Raw genomic sequence first — 20,932 nt, 5'->3', positions numbered from 1 at the left:
CTCGGTTGTGGTGCCTGCACCAAATCGTGAGCCCGGATACTGGCTCTTATGCGAATCGGGTGCGAGCTCCAAGAGGACGACATATAGAGATGACGAGAAATCGAATATTCTATCGGGCGTTTGTCGCTACTTTGATGTTGTTTTCGTTGTCGCTAAGTGCATCAGGTGATGATGCAATCGAACTGGCGTACGCGCCGGCTGCCGTTGCGAATCCGTTGAAAGGATTGGTTCCGTATGCGAGTGACACGAATGTGCATTTCCCGCATTCGATGGAATTTGGTTACGTCGGATTCTCCGACTTGGTGAAAGGCTATGACGAGTTCGATTGGCAGCCGATTGAACATCTCGTGAGCAGGATCGCGGGGCGAGGTCATCAGGCGGTGTTTCGAATCTATTTGGAGTATCCGGGAAAGACGGACATCATTCCAAAGTTTTTGCTTGATGATGGTCTGGAAGTTCACAAGTATCTCAATACGAACACTCAACCGTTCCCGCCCGCGAATATCGAGACGCCTGACTACGAGGATAAGAACCTTCGAAGGGCGCTGAGCAATTTCATTGCGGCGTTCGGAAAGAAATATGACGGCGATGCTCGGATAGGTTTCATTACCGCGGGGCTGTTGGGAACGTGGGGCGAATGGCACACATATCCCAAGGATGAACTGTTTGCTTCGAAGACCGTTCAGGCCGAAGTCATGGATTCCTATGCTGCTGCGTTCAGAATCACGCCGGTACTGCTGCGTTATCCGGCCGGTGAAAACACGTGGGGAAAAGCCTCGAACGCCTCTCGGCCGTTCGGCTATCACGACGACTCTTTTGCGTGGGCGACGATTGACACCGGCAAGAAGGAAGACAGTTGGTTCTACATGCCGGCCCTTCGGCAGGCTGGTTCTGGTGCGATCGAGAAATGGAAAACACATCCGATCGGCGGCGAGATTCGCCCCGAGGCTTGGGGCAAAGTGTTCGATGTAGATCCGGGTGACAAGCAGATTCAAGACTTTCGATACTGTGTCGACCAGACGCATGTTTCTTGGTTAATGGACACAGGCATGTTCGAAAAGAAGTCTGCCGCAGAACGGTTGCAGCGAGCAAAGGCTGAAGTTCGTCACATGGGCTATGAGTTCCATGTACCAGCGGTCAGTGTTGTCGTCGACAAGGACAGGCTTAACATCAATTTGAAGCTGGAAAACCGTGGTGTCGCTCCGTTTTACTATCCATGGAAAGCCGAGTACGGATTGATTGTTGAGGGAAATGTGATCAAGACGATTCAAGCAACTGGCGAAATCACTGGACTTTTGCCTGGCGATCCGGTGCGTCAATGGAGGGACACGTGGGATGTATCGGACGTTCCAGCCGGAAAATACACGCTCGCGCTGCGAGTTCCTAATGCGTTGCCTGGCGGCCTGCCGTTGCGATTTGCCAACGCAACCCAGGACCGCGACGTGGCTGGTTGGTTATCATTGATGAGAGTTGATCGCAGCAGTTCGCGATAAATTCATATTTCATTGGCCCCACGAATCCAAGTCCTTGCCACCATGCGTACCGCACTTCTCTTTCTGTGTTGCTTGATTCATGGCATCGCATCGGCAGACCGGCCGAATATCATTCTCGTCTTCGCAGATGATCTTGGCTGGAAAGACGTTAGCTATCAGGGCAGTCGCCTGTGCGAAACACCTGTGCTCGATGCGCTGGCAAAGGAAGGTATGGTTTTCTCCAGCGCCTACGCCTCGGCTGGTAATTGTGCGCCGAGCCGCGCGTGCCTGCTGTCCGGAAACTACACCCCGCGTCATCACGTCTATGCCGTCGGCAGCACGGATCGTGGAAACAAGACGCAGCACCGTCTGATTTCGGTGCCGAACAAAGGGGGGCTCGCCGCCGAAAATATCACGATGGCCGAAACGCTGAAGTCGGCGGGGTACAAAACAGGTCATGTTGGGAAATGGCATCTCGATGGACCGGGTGGCGCGAAACCATCGGTACAGGGTTTTGACCTGACTTTTGATTCGTTTGGTGATGGCGAACTCAAAGAGGGCTCGGAAGGAAACAAAGCCGGACCGCCCGACGATCCGAAAGGCGTTTTCACGCTGACTCGCAAGGCAATCGAATTCATCGAAGCGAATGAGGAAGGGCCCTTCTTCTGTTACCTCGCTCATCACGCGATTCATGGTCCACTGCAAGGCCGACCTGAGACTGTGGCGATGTTAAAAGCGAAATATCCCGACATTAGTAAAGGCGACCTTATGTACGCCGCATGCACGTATGACTTCGACGCGAGCGTCGGCATGCTGTTGGACAAACTGAAAGAACTGAAGCTTGATCAAAACACGCTTCTCGTTTTTACCAGTGACAACGGCGCCACTCAGCAGTCTTCGCAGGAACCTCTTCGGGGCAGCAAGGGCGGTTACTACGAAGGCGGCATTCGCGAGCCAATGATCGTGCGCTGGCCCGGTGTTACGAAGCCCGGCAGTGTTTGTGATGTGCCGGTCATCAACGTCGATCTGCTGCCGACCTTCCTAGCCGCCGCTGGTGCCTCGACCGAGAAGACGCTTGACGGGGAAAGCTTGTTGCCACTACTCAGTGGCGAAGGCGAACTGAAGCGTCAGGCCATTTTCTGGCACTTCCCCGGTTACCTGGATCGCCCGGTCATTCGCGGCCGCGAACTTGATGTCAGGACCGGTTTCCGCAGCCGTCCTGTCAGCGTTATTCGCAAGGGTGACTGGAAACTACATCTGTTTTTAGAAGAATGGCAACTTGACGGTGGCCGCGAGAAGCTCGCCACCAACCATGCTACTGAACTCTACAACCTAAAGGATGATATCGGCGAACGCACCGATCTCGCCACGTTGAACACCGCCAAGCGAGATGAACTGCTCGGTGACCTGCTCGATTGGCATCAATCGGTCCACGCAATCGTTCCTTCCGAACCGAATCCGAAATATGATCCGAACGCCAAGACAAAACGCAAGGGAAAGAAAAACTAGTCGCAAAGGCTTAGGGGGAATCAGCAAGCCCATTTGTTGATTCCACAGCTTCGTGGAGTAGGAGTGATGATGGACTTTAGGCGTGCGTTTCTGCTGCTTTTACTGGTGGCAATTCCGGTTAGCATTTTTGATGGGCATTATGTTTCGGGCCAGTCAGTTTCTGGTTCGCCTGTTTATGGTCAGCCTGTTTATGGTCAGCTAGCGCGGTGGATCGACGGCTACAAAGGAATCTGTTTTCACTCGGTTAGTACTTCGGCAATGGGACGAGCGGGCAACCATACCCGTCTTAGCGATCCACAGAATGCCGTCTATTACAGAACGATGATCGATCCAACATCGACCCGGTCGATCAGATGGTTGTTTGGGCAGCAGATGACGGATTGCATCGAACTCGTCATCTGTGCGACCGTGACGTGTCATTGGGCTTCCTCCTTGGAGCACTTTGGTAGGTGCTCCGGGGGGGGCGAATGCGTTCAAATCTGAACAGATCAGTTTGTTAAACAGTGCCTTAGTGAGAGTCCTCTCTACTTCGCCGACTCCAGCGGAAAGCGTGTCTGGCGACTGTCCTACCAAATAATAGGTGATGGGGCAGAGCCAGAGCTGATTACTCTTCGAGACGAGGCATCGCTAGATCGGATTAGATCGCCGGCAAAGTCGGAAGATTGAAGAGCGATCGGACACCGACCTTCAGGTCGGTTTGCCAGCCGAAATCGGTGAGTCTGTCTCAGAGAAAGACGACTTTCCCTACATGCCAAGGTCTGGGCGTGGTGAGTCCGTTTCAGACTGAAGAATCGCTTTTAATTGAGCAACCTTTTCGGGTTGGTGACTGGCGAGATCATTCCGTTCTTCGTTGTCTTGAAGGATGTCGTAAAGCTGGAAAACACCCTGATTTCGATTCGCTTCCACCAATTTCAGACCTTCGCGAGTGATCAAGGCACGGCTGCCCATCTGCGCGAAGTGGTTGTTGACGATGACGTAGTCGTGCTGTTGGTTTTGTGGCTGGCCTAGCAGCGTCGGCAGGTACGAGATTCCATCTTTCCCGGCTGGTGCTTGCCGGCCAACAAGTTCAGCGAGGGTTGCCAAAAAATCGTAGTGCGCGGCCAGCAAGTTTGTCTCGGCACCCGGGCTGATTTTTCCAGGCCAGCGTGCGATCAATGGGCACTGCATGCCGCCTTGGTAAGCACTGCGTTTTAGCCCGGCCCGACCATGAGCACCGTCGAAGACGTCGCCACACTCTGACGTTCGCCACTTCTTGTCGGCCAAGTTCGCGGGCTCGTTGATCGTCAGTCGTTGTTTCTTGTAATTGTCTTTGGGGCCGTAGTAGAGTTCGTGGCCGTTGTCCGATGCAAACAGGACGATCGTATTGTCGTCGATACCCAATGCCTTTAGTTCTGCCATGATCAGTCCAACATGATCGTCAAGCATCTTGACCATCGATGCGTACTTCTTTTCTGCCAGTGTCAAGGTTGGATGATTGGCAAAATCAGGATGCAGTTCCGGTATCGAGACCGGCCCATGCGGCAACTGGGTTGGATGATACAGAAAGAATGGTTCGTCTTTGTGGTTGCGCAAATACTTTAAAATTCCTTCGATAAAGACATTCTGGGAATAGGTTTCTCCGCCATAGCCAACGGGTTCATCGCCGCGTTCACTCGTCTTGCCACAGTCTGCCATCGTGTTTCCGGGCAACTCAAAACGGTCGCCGTTTCGCCACAAATAGGGTGGGTAAAAACCATGGCAACGTTGGTGGTCGTAGTAACCTTCGTAGAAGTCCCAGCCGAATCGTTTGACGCGTTCGTGCCAGGTTAGAAAGCCAATGTCAAGCTTGCCAAATTGTGCCGTTGCGTAACCTGCTTGCTGACCGATCTGGCCAAGAAACACTTCGTTGGTGGCGATTGGATGAGCGTTCGCCTTCAATTTGGCAAGCGCTTTTTGATACTCGTCCTCGGTGATATTGCCAGCGTCTCGGTAAATGGGCAGTCCCGCGCGGGTTTGCTCCCAACCACCAATGCGACCATCATGCATACCCGTCAATAGAGTCCAACGCGCCGGCGCACAGAATACACCGCCGTAGTAATTGTTGAACTTCATCCCCTCGCGAGCGAGCTTGTCAATGTTGGGCGTTGTGACAATCTGCTGGCCATAACATCCCAGCATTCCTGGACCCAGATCGTCCGCAAAAATGTAGATGACGTTAGGGCGTTGCTCGGCGATTGCGCCGAAAAGTGAGCTCGAAACAGTAAGGCTGAACAAGGCCAGGGTCAGCATTCTAAACATCAGCATCGGTACTTTCGGTACTAGGTTTATCGACGTCGGAAGTGATTGGTTTCCGTCAATGGCGGTCACCACAAGGCCCCCGTTGGAAACCAGTTTAGGCTCGCGGGTGATGCTTTGCGTGCTTGATGCGGCATTTCTGACAGCGCAAAACACTATTTCACGACAGGAGCCAAGTAGATGTCCTTGAACCGAACGGTGGTGTGGTCTCCTTGTAGATAGATCGGTCCGGAGGCGGCCGGGTTGGTGTAAATCGCACCGGCCGTTGGTCCGATGACCGGTTGGTTGTCGATCACCTTCGCTCCATTTAGAACAACGGTGACGTGGCGATCGACGAGCGTCAAATCATAGGTTTGCCAGTGTCCGCCAGGATTACCGGCATTGGTCGACGGAGCTATTCTGCCGAAGATCGCGCCGACGCCTTGTATCCCTTGCATCCGGCTGTCGCGGTCGACCACTTGAGCCTCGTACATGCCGCGCAGATAGATTCCGCTGTTTCGAGCTTCTTCGACGAGAAACTCGATGTGGAGCCAGAAGTCTTCAAATTCAGCTTCAGTTCTTAAATTGGCATAATCGCCCGTCGCGCTAAAGTCCGTCTTGGTTGTCGTATTGACCAGCATACCGTCGATTGCACTCCAGCCATTTGTCTTGTCGGATTCGTGAGTTCTCCAGCCCGACAAGTCTTTGCCATTGAACAGCGAAATCGGGTGGCCAAAATGGACCTTCGACAGGTCGGGAGCGACCGGAGGCATCGCGGGAATGTACTTGCCTGTGAATGGGGTGCGTTCTTCTGCGTTGCCTTTGCTGGGCGTGCGAATGATCACTCCGTCCAGCTTGCCGTTGGTTAAGCCAACATCCACCGTTTGGACCGCAGTGACCTCGCCATCTTTCGTTTTGCGTTTTGGTTCGAGCGAAAACTTGATGCGTCCATCGAAGACTTCGGTAACTTCGTAGGGACCATCGGGGCCGATGTAGACACGCATGTAAACGGAGCCGCGTCCTTCTTTTTCGACAATGCTCATCCAAGCTGGTTGTCCCGATTGAAGTTCAAGCGACCAATCGCCTAGAAGTTCTTGGGGCACCGACTGTGCGTGCAAGGACGATGTCCAAAACAAAGCCAGCACGGATAAAAATAAAAACGAGATTACGCAGCGTTGTGAGCTCATGGTCATTCCGTTTTCAAAAAATCGTACTCAGGCGAAACGCAGGTTCCGGCTGATGACTCGAAGACTAATTTCAGTGCCGCTTGGCTTTCCGGGTATCGTCCCTTGTCGTCGGTGGCGTCTTCCCACTGATCGAGGTGCTGACGATGTTCGCTCAGTATCTCTGCAAACTCGGGGTTCTTCGCCAAGTTGATTGTCTGATGCGGGTCGTTCTGTAAATCGTAGAGTTCGTCTGCTTGCCGATTGACTGCATCGTAGTATGACCGTTGCAGCGGGCTAAGTTTTCCCGATCCCAGCAATTCTCGTAGCGTTGTGAACGTGGCGTAGCCGTCGCGATATTGTGGCTGATAAAGCGCTCGGTCAGTCATGTAGTTTCGTGTGTATCGAAATCTCTGGGAACGCACGGTGCGAATTCGGTCGATCGCGTTGCCCATCCTGTCACGCGCCGAAATGACGTATTTGCGTGGCTGATAGTCGCTGGCGAATAGATCGGTTCCTTCCATGAATGAGGGAATTTCGATTCCCGCCAATCCGAGCGAACTCGTCGTGATGTCGATACCGCTGACAAGGTCGGATCGCGATGTTCCGTGTTGGGTTAACTTGTTGGTTCCGTTGGGCCAGTGAACGACGAGTGGGATTTTTGTCCCGTCCTCGAATAGAAACTGCTTGGCTCGCGGCAGAGGGCTGCCATGATCGGTGAAGAAGAACACGGCCGTGTTGTCCCACAACTTGTAAGCTTTGAGAGCTGCGATGATGGCTCCGACTTGAGCGTCGGTTTCGGCGATTTGTTCATAGTGTCTTGCGATTGCGTTGCGAAACACCGGGTGATCGGGATATTGCGGTGGCACCGTCACTTGATCTTCGCTGACACGGCTGTCGGCTGGGTACTTTGATCCCGTTTCGCCGCCAGTCTTACCACCTTTGAGTTGGATTTGGCCGAAAAACTTTTTGCCTTGAAGTTGTTCTAGCCACGAAGCGTCGAGTCCGAGCATGTGCGAATTCACCTGCTTGCGTGTAGGGCGATTGAACTCGGGCGAGTACATCTGGTCGCGGTCGCGGTCAAAGTTGTAATCGTCCTTGGCTTCGTTGAATGTCAAATAACCCGCTTTGCGAAACAGTTCCGCAACCGTGACGATGCCATCGGGCAGCGGCTTCTTGATCATCGTTCGATGATTGTGCAGTCCGTGGGTGGTTTGCATCGTTCCGGTGATCAAGGCTGAACGTGCTGCTGAACAGACCGGCGCTGGAATGTAGGCTCGCTGGAACAAGACACCGCCCGCAGCAAGGCTATCGATGTTAGGCGTGTTGGCAATCTTGTCGCCGTAGCATCCCATCCAGTCGCTCATGTCGTCGACATAGATCCACAGCACATTAGGACGCTCGGCTTGGACGCTCGATTGGCAAAAGAGTATCCACGACGCAGCGAACAACGTGGCGACATGGAACAATCGAAGACTTGGCATCGGAAGACTCGGGCGGGAGGATGATTGCAGAAAATGAAGTGCGTCGGTCGACGCCTCAGGATAAAGCAGCGAACGAGTGGCGTCGTCGAAATTGCGAAAAGTCCTTGGCAGCTCTTTTCGCCTTGTGCTTAGTTGCCCATATCGATTTCGAATCCTTCGCGATACGGACGGCTCATCATGCTGGCGGCCAATTCGTCGCCCGTGATGGTTTCGGATGCTTGGTCCCAGTGAATGGTGCGTCCCAAGCGGCAGCAGATACCAGCGAGGTGACACACATTGAGCATTTTCATGTGCGAGTGCACGTCCGAAATCGGAAGCGTCCGTTTTTCGATCGAGTCGATGAAGTTGGCCCAGTGAGCATCGCGGTCATTGCCCTGCATCGGCATGTTGCGATAGATCTTGGCTATCGAATCATCGGGCAGCGGTTTTGCGACCAGGTCTTCGATTGGCTTGCCAACCAACTTGCCACGATTGACAAAGATGCGACCAAGTTCACCTTCGAACAGGATGCCGTTATCAACATCGTGGCGAATGTTTATCACCACATCGTTACCGGCAAAGTTGACGTTCAAGTCAAATTCGCGAGCCGTGTTGTAGCGGTTTTTTTGAACCGCGACTCCGTCTTTAAAATCGACATCGTGCTTTGACTTTCCGCCAACGGACACAGGGTCATTGTTTTGGCCTGCGGCGGCGATTGCCAACATGGCGATGTCGATATGATGTGCACCCCAGTCCGTTAATTTGCCGCCCGAGTGTTCGTACCACCAACGAAAGTGCGTGTGCCCATTGGTGTAGTTTCTTGCAGAGTCTTTTTTCGGATCGGCCAAATAGCGAAATTCCGTTTTCGGAGTTGGCCCCAACCAGCGATCCCAGTCTAAGCCTTCCGAAACTTTCGCGACCGGGATCTCGGGGCTCCAACCGCCTGCGTCGATGCCAACGGTGATCTTCGACAATTTGCCAAGCCGTCCATCGGCAATGACGGCGAGAGCGTTGTTGAAAAAATTGAAGCTGCTGCGTTGTTGCGTTCCGACTTGCACCACTTTGCCGGTTTCCTGCTGGACCTTGCGAATCAACTTACCTTCGTCGATCGTAAGTGTTAGCGGTTTTTCACAGTACGCATCTTTGCCTGCGTACATCGCTTCGATCAAAATTTTTGTGTGCCAGTGATCGGGCGTTGAAATTTGTACGATGTCGATGTCTTCGCGCGTCAGCACATCGCGATAGTCCGCATGCAAGTCGGCCTTTCCATCGCACAGCAATTGGTTGCCATAGGCGAGGTGGTTTGAGTCCACATCGCAAAGGGCCACCAGATCAGCAAATTGTTTGCCGACCGGCGCTGTCCGTGTGCCATTGCCGCCGACGCCGATCAACGCGAAACCCAGGCGTTGGCTCTTCGATTGTGCGAGGGATCGTGACGCAGTGAAGGTGTAAGGAACCGAGGCGGCGACTACGGTGGCGCTGGCCTGAGCCAAGAATTTTCGGCGTGACGTGCTTGGCTTGACTGCGGGTTTCATGCGGAGGTTCCAGTGGGAGGTTCCAGTGGTCTGGGCAGATCGAGGGGAAGCGGAGGTGAGGCCGTGGAAAAGCGGTTGATACAGGTAATCGCTCGGCACGCCTAAAACTGGAGGTGTTTTTCTGCGGATTGTCGAAGATACTGAAAAACTTCACCTTTTGCGAAGAACCTGGTTCCAATAATCGCTTCTGTCGCGATTTCCTTCTGTGCCCATGACCGCGAGCCGACGCAAAATGACCATGAATGACGCTGAAACCGACGTAGCGAATGAAGAAGTGTTCATGCGTCTGTTTTTGCAATCAGAGCGTCGATTGCTGGGATTCATTCTCTCGATGGTGCCCAACATGGCTGACGCAGAAGATCTGCTGCAAGACACCTGCGCGACGATGTGGCGGAAGTATGACGAGTTCGAACCGGGGACCAATTTCGCCGCCTGGGGAATCGCGATCGCCCGCTACCAAGTGCTTCGGTATCACCGAAAAGTGCAGACGTCGAAAGTCGTTTTCAGCGAACCGATGTTGATGCAAATCGCTGAGGCGGCCGAAACACTGTCCTCGCAAGACGCTGCGAGAACCGAGGCACTTGAATCTTGTCTCGCCAAACTGCGTGAAAAAGATCGCGAGCTGATTCAGCTGAAATACTTTTCCGAAAAGACGACCAACGAAACCGCTCGACAAGTCGATCGTAGCATCGAATCGGTTTACAAGTCGCTCAGCCGTATCCGTGATCAATTGCTGGGATGCATTCGCCAATCCATTCGGGTTGCAGGAGAGATCGCTTGAATAAAAATGAACCAATCGACGGCGAACCAGAACGCAATGATCGGCTGAAAAAGCTGGTAGGGCGGCTATGCGATGATCAGCTCGCTGCGGATGAGATCCAAGAGCTTGAATCTTTGCTGAGCAACAATCCGGTTGCGGTACAGTACTACGTCGAGTCGGTTGACTTGCACACACGACTGCATCGCCGGCAGGGTGTTAGGGCTGCGGAAACCAAGGTGACGCCGCTTTCAATGTTGTCACATCAAGACCGATGGCGAGCTTTGCTTTGGATTGCGACGGCGGCCTGTATCAGTCTTGTGGTGGGCGCGGCGATGGGGACGCGTTTTTCGGATTCACGTCAGGTCGCTGCCAGCGGGATCGCATCGCAAGAGATCGCGACGCTTAGTTCAGCGAGCGGTTGTCGGTGGTCGGACCATGGGGGCGCGCGATACGAGGGCCAGCGACTCAGCAGCGGGACGCTTGAACTTGACGCAGGCATCGCGATGGTGCGTTTCGATAGCGACGTGACTTTGACAATCGAAGGTCCGGCTAAGCTCGACCTCGTATCGGTTAACCGGGCCAGTCTTCGAGTTGGCAAAGCTGTCTTTAGTGGCATGACCGACTTGGACTCTTTTACGTTAGAGACTCCCTATTCGACGATCTTGGACGAGGGGACTGAGTACGCGGTTTCGGTGAATTCGGCCGGCGATGTGACGGAGGTTCATGTCTTTGACGGTCGTGTGCAATGTGATTTCAAGGACGGGAACCAGTCTACGATTCAGGTGGACGCTGGTCAGGCTCGCCGGTTTGCCTCGCGAGGCAGCGACATATCGATTCCTTTTTCAGCGTCTGGGTTTGCTAGGAATCCTAAACCAGTGCCCGTGCCGAAGCAGGATGTCATCTTGTCTGAAAGCTTCGCTTACGAAACGCTTGGCGATCATCGCAGCGGTGGCAAAGGGTGGGCCAGCGACTGGCAACCTACTAGCGTCAACAATTCGGTGCCGCTTGATCGTCTTATCGCGGCGGATTCGATTTCGTGGCCAGGACGAATGAATCAGCCCGACGGAGGCTGTCTGCAGTTGTCCGGGAATGTGTCGCTCGGTCGCATGATGAAACAACCAATTCGGATGGATCGGAATGCAGCGTATTACCTGAGCTTTCTGGTGAGAAAAAGCAGAACGTCTGAAGTCGAGACTTCGCGCGGCTGGGGATTCCTAACGCTACGAAATCCCCAGGGAAACAAAATCGCGATTGGCCCGCTGTCACAGCGGGGAACACCCAAGTTGATTCACAACGGACGTACTGCGAATGCGTCGACAGCACTCGATTTTGATACCACCTATTTGTTCGTGGCCAAAGTGCTTGCTCAAAAACAAAGGCCTGACCAAGTCTTGGTACAAGTCTACCGTTCGAACGACACGGTTGATGCCGTCGAACCTTTGACTTGGACGCTGGCAACGCAGCCGATCTATGATGACAGCATCTTTGATCAGATTCGAGTCGTGTCGCGATCAAGTGAGACGGTTCAAATCGACGAGATCCGAGTCGGAAAAACTTGGGGATTGGTCACAGCCGATTACCAGCGTCCGACCGATCAAGCGAAATGACAGTCGATTTGAACAGTAGTGCAGCGTCTCGTTCGAGTACATTGAAACAAATCGATCGATGACGAACGGTTTCGTGGCACGACTTTTCGGAAGGGCGAGGCGAATGCGAGGCGATCCATGGTGTGATGCGTTCGGCATGTCGATCATCAACGGCAGCCATGAACTGTCGCCACTAAGGCGCCGGTTGGTGGGTTGCGTTCTCGCGGTCGCATTGGTTGCTGGGACTGCTTGCTCGGCGAAGGCTCAACAGGCACAGGCACAGGCACAGGCTCAACAGGCACAGGCTCAGCAGTGGTTAGCGAGGGCGGCAGAGTCTTCGGCGCAAATCGAGTCGCCATCGGCGATTTCCAATGCGGCCACATCGCTCGCACGAGTTCATGCTCGCCTAGGACAAGTCGACGCTGCTTTTGAAGCCGCCAAGCGAATCAGCAAGCCGCAGCTGAAACTGTATGCCTTGCGCGGAACCGTGCAGGCGGCAGTGGACAACGACCTAAGCACCGCAGCGATTGTCGATGAAGCAAAGCGGACGCTTGATGGCAACGATAATCCGTTCACTCAGTCGACCATGAAGACGCTGCTGCACGTTGCCGAAAGCAAAACAAAGACGGTCCCACGCGAGCAAGCAAACGCCACGCCACCACCAACGCTTGAGTCGCTAAGGAAAGCGTTTGACGAGGCCGCGGATCGGGACGCAAAGCTCGCGGCCTTTCAACCGCTTGCTGTGCAGTTGTTGCAGTCCAAGTCGTTTGACTCGTTAGAGAATTTGATCGAAAACGCGGTGGAAGCGGTCGAGCAAGAACCTCGCCCCGATGTGTCATCTAAATTCGGCACCTATGGCGATTTAGCAACGATCGCCAAAATACGTAGCAGGCAATTGCAGGCTGCGTTCATGTTGGCCGACGATGGTGAAGTCGCAGCCGCAATTCGGTATTTGAAAATTGTCGACCCCTTGATCGATGCGTTGCCTGATCAGGCAGCGCTAGTCAAGTGGGAATTGCAGAGTCTGCGGATACGGTTGTTGTTGAAGCTAAATCGAACCGATGTTGCGATCACCCAGCTCGATAAAGTTCAATCGCCACTGATAAGGTCGAGCGCCGCAGCAGCAATCGCAGCCCATGAAATTGAGGCGGGCGATTTTGAGGCTGGCCTTGAAATGGCCAAGCGGATTGGTGACGAGCCCGGATCCGGTGACGCGAATGGCGAAGTCGCAATTTCTCTGTTTGTGCACGGCGATCGCAAAGTCGCCGCAGAGTTCGTCAACCAGCTTGGCACGTCGGATCAAGCAATGAACACGTTCGTATCGCTCGCTCGGTTTTGGGTCGAGACTGGCAACTTCGAGCAACTCGAATCCGTCTTCGACGATTTGGAATCACCCGAAGCACGCACCCACTATGCAGTGGCTGCTGCTGAGTATCTAAAGCTAGATCGACCGCGTCACTAGAACATTTGTATCACGTGCGATCGCGACTACCAAACCAGCCCGGCGTCGCCGAGACGTTTCTTGGTTTCGTCCATCAGTGCGTCTTCATCGGCTTCGGTCGCCGCGACATAGGTGACACTAAATCGCAAGAATGCGCCGGCGTCATCCCAGGGTACCGTCACGATGCCGAACTGTTCAATCAGATGACGGGTTGCGTCTTCGCCGGCCGCAAATGTCTCGCCCGACTTGGTGCCCGTTGGCGACTTTGCGTACAAGAAGTACGTACCGCCGGGGACTTCGCATTCGAAGCCGCATTCTTTCAGCACGGCGACCAACTTGTTCATCCGGCGCAGGTATTTCGATCGAATTCGTTCGGGAATCGAATCATCATTCAGGGCTGCTGCTGCGGCTTTTTGAGTTGCGATGAATTGGCCGCTGTCCGAATTGTCTTTGATGTCCGAGAACGCCGAAACGATTCGTGGATGGCCGCAAACGAATCCCATTCGCCAACCGATCATGTCGTAGCCCTTGCTCATCGAGTGGACTTCGACACCAACGTCCATTGCGCCGGGCGTTTGCAGGAAGGACAGTGGTTTGCCGTCGAATGACAACAGAATGTGAGCGGCGTCTTGAACGACGACAAACTGCTTTTCTTTCGCCAGTGCGACGACCTTTTCATAAAATTCGGGCGTCGCCGTTTTTCCGGTCGGTGAATTCGGGTAGTTCAAGACGAGCAACTTCGTGCGACGGTAGATGTCGTCGGGAACGGCATCGAGGTCGGGCAAGAAATTGTTTTCGGCCAGCAATGGCAACTTGAATACTTCGCCGCCGTAGTAACGCGTATGGGTGCCGGCGACAGGATAGCCGGGCACGGTCATCATCGTGATGTCGCCCGGATTGATGAATGCGGCGGGCAACATCGCATAGGCGGGCTTGCTGCCGATGCAGTGGTTGACCTGAGTGGCCGGATCAAGTTCGACGCCGAAATTACGTTTCATGAAATCAGCAGCGGCCTGCTTGTATTCGATTACACCATTGTCGGCGTACCCGCGGTTTTCGGGTTTATCAATTTCAGCAGCCATGACCTGGCGAACTTTGGCGTCCGCCATCGAATCGTTCTCACCGATACCGAAGTCCAGCAATTGACGATCCGGATGATCGGCAAGCGCCTTTCGTTTGGCCCGTTTGATCTTTTCAAACTTATAGATTTCGGTGCCTTTCCCGTATCCGGCGCCGCCAATGCGGTCTGCGAACAGAGACTGGAAATAGGGGTCGGCGGAAGTCGAATCGGGCTTGGTCACAGCGGACATGGCAGAGTCGTTTAGCGGGGGTTTTGGTTGGATTGTCGGGCCACGATTATGGACGATCATGCGTGCGGGGCAAGGGTGAAGGCTTTTTAACCGCGGCGCGGCTACAATCCAGGGGCCGAGATCGTGCCGGCGCCACTTATCGTTGCTTTCCGTTTTAGCCTTCAAACTGTACACCCCTCTGGTCCATGTCATCTGAATCCGATTCCGACGAGCGCGATCCGATGCGGGCTCGATACGAGGAACTGGCCGAATTGGCCGGATCGCTCGCTCACGAGATTAAGAATCCGCTATCGGTGATTCATATGAACATCGACCTGCTAAGCGAGGACTTGTCCGAGATCGAGTCGCCGAGCAGTCGTCGTTGTCTCGATCGCGTCGACATTGTCCGTGGTCAATGCGAGCGGATGGAAGGATTGCTGCGGGACTTTCTGCGTTACACGCGATTGACAGACATCGATCTGGTATCGGGCAGCCTGAACGATCAGATTGAAAATGTGCTGCGAGCGTATCAGGCTCAAGCTGATGCCGATGATATCGACATTGAAAAGTATCTCGACGCTGACTTGCCGGCGATCAAACTGCACAGCGATTCGCTGCAGTCGGCGCTGATGAACTTGGTCAAGAATGCGTTGGAAGCGATGGATCGCGGCGGCCAGCTTTGGGCACGCACCTACACCACTCGCGGTGGCGTTGCGCTTGATTTGATCGACTCAGGCAGCGGTGTTGATGACAACACGGTAATGCACATGTTCGAACCGTTTTACAGCACTAAAGAGGGCGGCAGTGGTCTTGGGCTGCCAACGGCCCGCAAGATTATCGAAGCACACGGCGGCCGAATCAGCGTCCAAAGCGAAGTTGGACGCGGTACCAAATTCACGCTTCAGTTCCCCGTTCCAAAACGACTGGGGTAATCGCGTCTCGCTCTCTAAAGTGAGATGACTTGTTCTTCGCTGACAACGTCTGTGGCTTGTTCGCAGGCCGCCGTCATCTCGATGGTGACGGCCCAGCGACCTTCGGCGTCAGGTGCGACGATCCAGTGCGGCTGGACGCAAACGCTTTGATGCACCAGTTCGAAACCGGCCTCGCTTTGGCTGACCGTTTCGATGGGGAACGCCCAGATACCGCTCGGGCGATCAATTTGTAACGAAATGTCAATACCAAGCCAGCGGTCCGACAGGCTCAGTTCCCTTACTTTGTGCAGATCAAGCGACTCGCCGAGTTGGCCAAGTCGATTGCCATCCGCATCGGTAAAGTAGCGGTCGTCCGCACCCGACGGCAGACCCGCAAAGTTCATTTCGATACCGAAATGCAGTGCGCGGTCTTGAGGCAAATTTTCCAACAAATACGCGATCGACAGTCGGTCGCTGCCGGCGACCATCGTGACTGCTTTGGTGATCGTGATGGGAACGCCCCACGCATTGCCATCGCGGCGCATTTGGACTTGCACGCGATCGGCACCACGTCGCAGTTTCGTATCGAATGGCAGGTCAACGAAGTCGCCACGTTCAGGCGATTCGCCGCGAGCCACCGATTCCAGCGTCGCATCTTCGTCGTAAAAGTGGTCCATCAAACTCTTGCGAGCGTAGTTGTCGTACTGCAGGCGTTGATCAAGATCGGCTTGCTTGAAGACAACTCGGTCATGAATGCTTGCGCAAGCGTCGGCTCCGTCGCCAGCACCGGCCAACACTTTGCGGTGATAGCTTTCGGGACGCCGTTTCAGCGTTGCCAACAAGTTGTGATTGATGTCACGAACATCCAGTTCATACATGCGGCCACCGCGCCCCGGAGCAATCCAAGCGGCGAGGCGATTGTTGCTAAGCCGGACTTCTTGCAATCCGTCAAAGTCATAGTCATCGGCAGATGCCTGGACCGTGTTCGCATCCACGCCCGCCAGCCTATCGAGACGCGTGTCGGCTTCGATCAAATGGCTATAGATCGCGTTTCGCAAATGTGGCAGATAAACGCCACCGAACGCGCCGTGCCAGTAGGGGCAATTGCATTGTCCGCGGTAAAGATGGTCACGAATTTCGGCCAGTTCGCCACGGTCGGCACCCGCGGCATCCGCTTCGCAGACTCTGCGGCTGATGTCCATCATCCGCGCGTACATCTCGTTGGTTTCTTCGTACTTTGTCTTGAAGTTGCGCCAATATCCGCCACGAATAAACGCCTTCAAATCATTCCAACGCGGGTGGTCTGCCATCGCATGCGAAATGTCGTCAAATGATTCTTGCGATTCGACTGGCAGAGCCCACTCAGTCATTTCGCGATAGCTGCAATCGGGTAGGTACACCTTGCCGCGTGGTGGAGTCCGGCGAAGTGCTTCGCCCAAAGTTACCGTGTGCAACCAGTCGGCATTTTCAGTCAGGGCATCGAAGAACGATCGCAACCAACCCTGTTCGTAGACATGTGATTTTGTATCAGGCCACGTGCCAAACTTTTCGCCGTCATCGCCAAACGTCAACACGGCGCCGGGGCTGTCACTGGCTACTTTTCGGCAGTAGTCAATCGTCTCGGCGACCGGCCGAAACGGAATGGTGTAACGAAGTCGTTCTGATCCTGGGAAGATGCTTAGAACTCGGCCGTCATCTTCCGTCAGGAAGTGGCCGGTCAATTCTTCTTCGCTCAGCCCGGCAGCGCGGAAATGATAGTCGTCCAGCACGGTGTAGCGGATACCTGCATCCACGACATCGCTTGTCAGTGACGATTCCCAAACACGTTCGGGCATCCACATGCCGGTGGGCGAGACACCAAAATTGCGTTGCAACCATGCACTGTAGGTTTGGATTTGCCCGATACGGTCGCGAGGCGGCAACATCGGCATGATCGGTTCGTATTGCGGACCACCGACGATCTCAATTCTCCCTACGTCGACCAGCATTCGTACGCGGTCAAGGTAATCGGGGTGCCGGTCGGCCAACCACATCATCAGCGGGCCGGAGGTGTGCAGCGAAATCTGCAGTTGTTCGTAAGACTCGAACACGTCCAAAAACGGCAAATAGCTGTCCTGATAGGCCTGCTCAAACACTCCGTCGAAATTTCCGATCGGTTGATGATTGTGCAGGACAAGGCAGAGGTGAGCGTTGGCAGTCATGTGCGATGTATCGAGAGAGTTTGGATGTTTTTAAAGCAGCGGATGTCCGGTACTGACGAACACTTGCTGCGCTAACCATCATCCTTATCGGTCGCTACAACCGTCAAAGTCCACTTGATTTGTAAAGTCGAGCAGGACAAAGTTGCCAAGAAATTAGCTGAGTTTCACGACGGTGCCGTTTACTACCGCAACCGTTGCGTCAGCATTTGGCCGACTGTACGTGCCGAAGATGCAACGAGCGTGAATCGTAACGCCAAACTAGCAGCAGAATCTAGCGGCAGAATCTAGCGGCGCCGGGGGCTGTTGGCAGCGGCGCATTTGCGGAACATTGCTGCGGCCGCTTCGGGAAGAACCGGATTGATCATGCAACCGCTGCTCCATTCAAATCCAGCCACGTGCGACATCCGTGGAAAGATATCGATCGACCAATGGAATGAGTCGGATGGATCATTCACACCGGGCGGGCATGTGTTCAGACAATAGTTGTAAGCCGTGCCAGGGCGAATTTTTTCAAGCCAAGAAATCACGCGAAACACCATTCGTGAAACCGACTCGAGTGCTCGGTCATCAAGATTTTCGAAGTGCGATTGGTGTTCCAGGGTGGTGACCCGCACCATCATCGGCAATTGGCTGGCGAACGGGCAATAAGCGATCACGGTCTCGTCGCATGCGATCATTCGTTCTTTTGCTTTTCGCTCAGCGCGAATTACATCGCATCGCAAACAGCAACCGGTGGAAGCGCGATGGTGGCTCATGCGTTCAACGATCCTCTCGACGGGGCGAGGAATCTGATTGAGGGCGACAAGCTGGCTGTGCGAATGGGTCAGCGAAGCACCAGCGTCGTAGCCGACGTTCTTGAACACGTTGATGTATTGAATGCCTTCAATCGAACGATAATGTTTGATTCGATCTCGGTACGCCTGGAAAACCAGGTCGATTTCAGCAATGTCCAACTGTGTTAACGAATGAAAGTGGCGTGGCGATTCGATGATTACTTCATGCCCACCGGACACGCAACCACTTTGGAATAAGCCAGAATCACGCCGTCCCGCGCCTGAATCAAATGCTGTTTTGGAATCGCTTTGCAGATCGCCCACGGCCGGGTATTTGTTGGGCACCACTCGAACCGACCAGGGTTCTTCCTCTTCCTCGCAGCAGGTGACATTGCGAAACAGCCGCGCTGTTTCAGGAATGTGTCTAGCCCAAACTGCAGGGGGCGTGATTGCTTCGTTGCCTCGACAAAATGGGCACGCGACGTCTGTCTTGATCGTCGGAGCTTGATCGACAAATTCGTCGGGACGCTCGGTTCGCTGAGGAGCGAAGATCGTCCAATTACCCGAGTACGGGTCTAGCCGAGACTCCGATGAAGGATGTTGATTGGACAGGTCTGTGGCAGTAGGCGAAGGTTGAGCGGTCGATTGTTCATGCGCTGTCTCAAACATGTCCACCCTGCCATCGTCAGAATTTTGGGACGCTCTGACCCCCCTGCTGTGTCATCGCTAGCAGTCCCTCTGATCCCGATCGTACAACATTGGCTTGGCGTTTGTCGCCCAGAAAATGCGTGCCGACACCAATTTATTTGCCTACTTGGCGAGCTTGCGCTTTGGCGGAACTTTAAGGGCGATCGTTTCCGCGTAGAGCTGAACATATTCTTTCGCGCTCTTGGTCCAAGACCAATCCTGCATCATCCCGGTGGTCACAATTTGGGCCCATCCGTCCGGATGATGGAATCGCATTTCCAACGCGCGGCCAATCGCAGCATCGACTCCGTCGGGATCGTTCGTATAGATATAGAACCCAGTGGCCGTACGATCACCTAAGCTTGTTTCGGTGCAGTCCACGACTGTGTTGGCTAAGCCACCGGTGGGCGTTACGACGGGAACACTGCCATAACGCAGACTATACAGTTGGTTCAGACCACAGGGTTCATAAAGGCTTGGCATCACGAACATGTCGCTGCCCGCCTCAATCTGGTGCGCAAGTTCATCGCTAAATCCGATGTGCAGCGCGAATTGGTCCGGATAGGCAGATGCAAGTTCACGTAGCTCGCGTTCGTAGCGTGCATCGCCGCTTCCCAAGACAATCCACTGTGTCGGTCGGTTCTCCTGCAAGTGCCGGCGAATCACCGGTACGATCGAGTCCCACCCTTTCTGGCTGGCTAATCGTCCAATCAGTCCAATCATCGGCATATCTGGATTGACTTCCAGACCGAAACGTTCTTGTAGTGCTGTCTTGTTTTGCGTTTTTCCGAACTGCCAATTCTCGACGCCAAAGTTGGTCGTCAAATTGGGATCCGAAGACGGGTTCCAGATCGTTTCATCAATGCCATTGGTGATCCCAAAGACACGCTCGGACACGGATTCAAGTACTCCGTCGAGTCCGCAACCATGTTCGTCGGTGCGGATCTCTTCGGCATATTTGCTGCTAACGGTGGTGATCACGTCAGAGCTGATGATTCCTGTTTTTAGATAATTCAGGTGATTGTAAAATTCAAACTCGTCGTGATTGAAGTGACGCCAATTCAGCCCCGTCCAGGCGAACGATTCACGAGGGAAGTGCCCTTGGTAAGCCAGGTTGTGAATCGTCAAAACGCTCGACGCGTCACGAAGCGTTTCCGGTAAATTGGGATCGGCCTTCATGATTGCCGGTACCAGGCCCGTTTGCCAATCGTTGCAGTGAACGATGTCGACGGGCCAACCAATCCGGGCCATGGCCATGATCGACGCACGGCAAAAGAATGCGAAGCGTTCGTCGTTATCGCCATAGTCGCCAAGCGAGGTTCCGTAAAGCGCGTCGCGATCGAAGTACTGCGGTTGATCGATGAACCAAACTGGTGTCTCACCATCGGGAAGGGTGCTCTTCAACAAGCGACAGCCGACCAGTTTCTGTGGGCTCATCGGAACGGCGAAACTGATATCCGTCGATTGGATGGGAATTCCCGACCGTCGAATACTGCGAAACGCGGGCATGATCACAGCAGTACGGTTGCCCGATTCGGCCACCCGCATCGGCAGAGCGCCACACACGTCAGCAAGTCCACCCGTCTTGGCAAACGGCACAGCTTCAGTTGTCAGATAAACGATGTTCAACAAATCACCCGAAACTATCGAAAGTGCAAATTTAAAGCAAAACAGGACGCAACAAACTACTTCAACCGTGGCACAGATTAGACGCTGGTGCGACTCCTTCCAGAGTATTCGCGTGTCTGGGTGCTCAATTCGGTCACCTTAACCAATACAATCAAGCTAAACCGCAACGCTGATCGGCAGCCGAATATATTGGAATCCTAGGCCACGAAAGACTGTTTTTCTATGAGCTTGCCCAGTCAAATCCCAGTCAAATTGCCCCC

Annotated in this window: 15 protein-coding genes; 6 read left to right on the top strand and 9 right to left on the bottom strand. The window is 54.0% G+C overall.

Going from position 1 to position 20,932, the window contains the following annotated elements; all coding sequences use genetic code 11:
* Window positions 1-89 precede the first annotated feature (89 nt).
* Window positions 90-1,493 carry a DUF4832 domain-containing protein gene (locus tag Poly59_RS08940; RefSeq protein ID WP_146533735.1) on the top strand — a complete coding sequence of 468 codons (1,404 nt, stop codon included), beginning with the start codon at window positions 90-92 and terminating at the stop codon, window positions 1,491-1,493.
* Between the two features lie 42 nt (window positions 1,494-1,535).
* On the top strand, window positions 1,536-2,981 hold the full coding sequence (locus Poly59_RS08935) for a sulfatase (protein WP_146533734.1): 1,446 nt from the start codon (window positions 1,536-1,538) through the stop codon (window positions 2,979-2,981).
* Between the two features lie 198 nt (window positions 2,982-3,179).
* Here Poly59_RS08935 and Poly59_RS30615 read toward each other — a convergent pair whose 3' ends face one another.
* The 5 genes from Poly59_RS30615 to Poly59_RS08910 all read right to left on the bottom strand — a co-directional run bounded on the left by Poly59_RS30615 (window position 3,180) and on the right by Poly59_RS08910 (window position 9,395).
* Window positions 3,180-3,401: a transposase gene (locus tag Poly59_RS30615; RefSeq protein WP_146533733.1), complete on the bottom strand. Its 222-nt coding sequence runs from the start codon at window positions 3,399-3,401 to the stop codon at window positions 3,180-3,182.
* Between the two features lie 324 nt (window positions 3,402-3,725).
* Entirely contained in the window at window positions 3,726-5,249 is a 1,524-nt protein-coding gene (locus tag Poly59_RS08925) for an arylsulfatase (protein WP_390621459.1), read from the bottom strand.
* 161 nt (window positions 5,250-5,410) lie between these two features.
* Entirely contained in the window at window positions 5,411-6,421 is a 1,011-nt protein-coding gene (locus tag Poly59_RS08920) for a 3-keto-disaccharide hydrolase (protein WP_246151501.1), read from the bottom strand.
* Window positions 6,422-6,423: 2 nt separating this feature from the next.
* Window positions 6,424-7,881: a sulfatase family protein gene (locus Poly59_RS08915; protein WP_146533731.1), complete on the bottom strand. Its 1,458-nt coding sequence runs from the start codon at window positions 7,879-7,881 to the stop codon at window positions 6,424-6,426.
* Between the two features lie 128 nt (window positions 7,882-8,009).
* Window positions 8,010-9,395 carry a Gfo/Idh/MocA family protein gene (locus Poly59_RS08910; protein ID WP_146533730.1) on the bottom strand — a complete coding sequence of 462 codons (1,386 nt, stop codon included), beginning with the start codon at window positions 9,393-9,395 and terminating at the stop codon, window positions 8,010-8,012.
* Between the two features lie 238 nt (window positions 9,396-9,633).
* On the opposite strand from Poly59_RS08910, the gene Poly59_RS08905 reads away from it, so the two are divergent.
* The 3 genes from Poly59_RS08905 (at window position 9,634) to Poly59_RS08895 (ending at window position 13,203) form a co-directional block, all read left to right on the top strand.
* Window positions 9,634-10,176, top strand: a complete 543-nt coding sequence (locus Poly59_RS08905) for a sigma-70 family RNA polymerase sigma factor (RefSeq protein WP_186776109.1) — start codon at window positions 9,634-9,636, stop codon at window positions 10,174-10,176.
* Complete coding sequence (locus tag Poly59_RS08900; protein WP_186776108.1) at window positions 10,173-11,762, top strand: FecR family protein; 1,590 nt, start codon at window positions 10,173-10,175, stop codon at window positions 11,760-11,762. Before Poly59_RS08905 ends, Poly59_RS08900 begins: the two co-directional genes overlap by 4 nt.
* Window positions 11,763-11,835: 73 nt before the next feature.
* Window positions 11,836-13,203 carry a hypothetical protein gene (locus tag Poly59_RS08895; RefSeq protein ID WP_146533727.1) on the top strand — a complete coding sequence of 456 codons (1,368 nt, stop codon included), beginning with the start codon at window positions 11,836-11,838 and terminating at the stop codon, window positions 13,201-13,203.
* Window positions 13,204-13,229: 26 nt separating this feature from the next.
* Here Poly59_RS08895 and Poly59_RS08890 read toward each other — a convergent pair whose 3' ends face one another.
* Window positions 13,230-14,492 carry an LL-diaminopimelate aminotransferase gene (locus tag Poly59_RS08890; RefSeq protein WP_146533726.1) on the bottom strand — a complete coding sequence of 421 codons (1,263 nt, stop codon included), beginning with the start codon at window positions 14,490-14,492 and terminating at the stop codon, window positions 13,230-13,232.
* A gap of 185 nt (window positions 14,493-14,677) precedes the next feature.
* Between Poly59_RS08890 and Poly59_RS08885 the strand changes: the two genes are divergently transcribed.
* Window positions 14,678-15,403: a sensor histidine kinase gene (locus tag Poly59_RS08885; RefSeq protein WP_146533725.1), complete on the top strand. Its 726-nt coding sequence runs from the start codon at window positions 14,678-14,680 to the stop codon at window positions 15,401-15,403.
* A 14-nt stretch (window positions 15,404-15,417) separates the two neighbouring features.
* Here Poly59_RS08885 and Poly59_RS08880 read toward each other — a convergent pair whose 3' ends face one another.
* From Poly59_RS08880 to glgA, 3 genes are all read right to left on the bottom strand, one after another.
* Window positions 15,418-17,583 (bottom strand): alpha-amylase/4-alpha-glucanotransferase domain-containing protein, encoded by a 2,166-nt coding sequence (locus Poly59_RS08880; protein ID WP_146533724.1) that lies wholly within the window; start codon window positions 17,581-17,583, stop codon window positions 15,418-15,420.
* Window positions 17,584-17,867: 284 nt separating this feature from the next.
* Window positions 17,868-19,025, bottom strand: coding sequence for a galactose-1-phosphate uridylyltransferase (locus Poly59_RS08875; RefSeq protein WP_146533723.1), 1,158 nt, complete (start codon window positions 19,023-19,025; stop codon window positions 17,868-17,870).
* A 141-nt stretch (window positions 19,026-19,166) separates the two neighbouring features.
* On the bottom strand, window positions 19,167-20,672 hold the full coding sequence (gene glgA / locus Poly59_RS08870; RefSeq protein WP_146533722.1) for a glycogen synthase GlgA: 1,506 nt from the start codon (window positions 20,670-20,672) through the stop codon (window positions 19,167-19,169).
* Between the last annotated feature and the right edge of the window lie 260 nt (window positions 20,673-20,932).

This window comes from Rubripirellula reticaptiva, assembly GCF_007860175.1.
Classification (GTDB): domain Bacteria; phylum Planctomycetota; class Planctomycetia; order Pirellulales; family Pirellulaceae; genus Rubripirellula; species Rubripirellula reticaptiva.
Note: the sequence above shows the minus strand (reverse complement) of the source record. Positions and strands in the feature narration are given on the sequence as shown.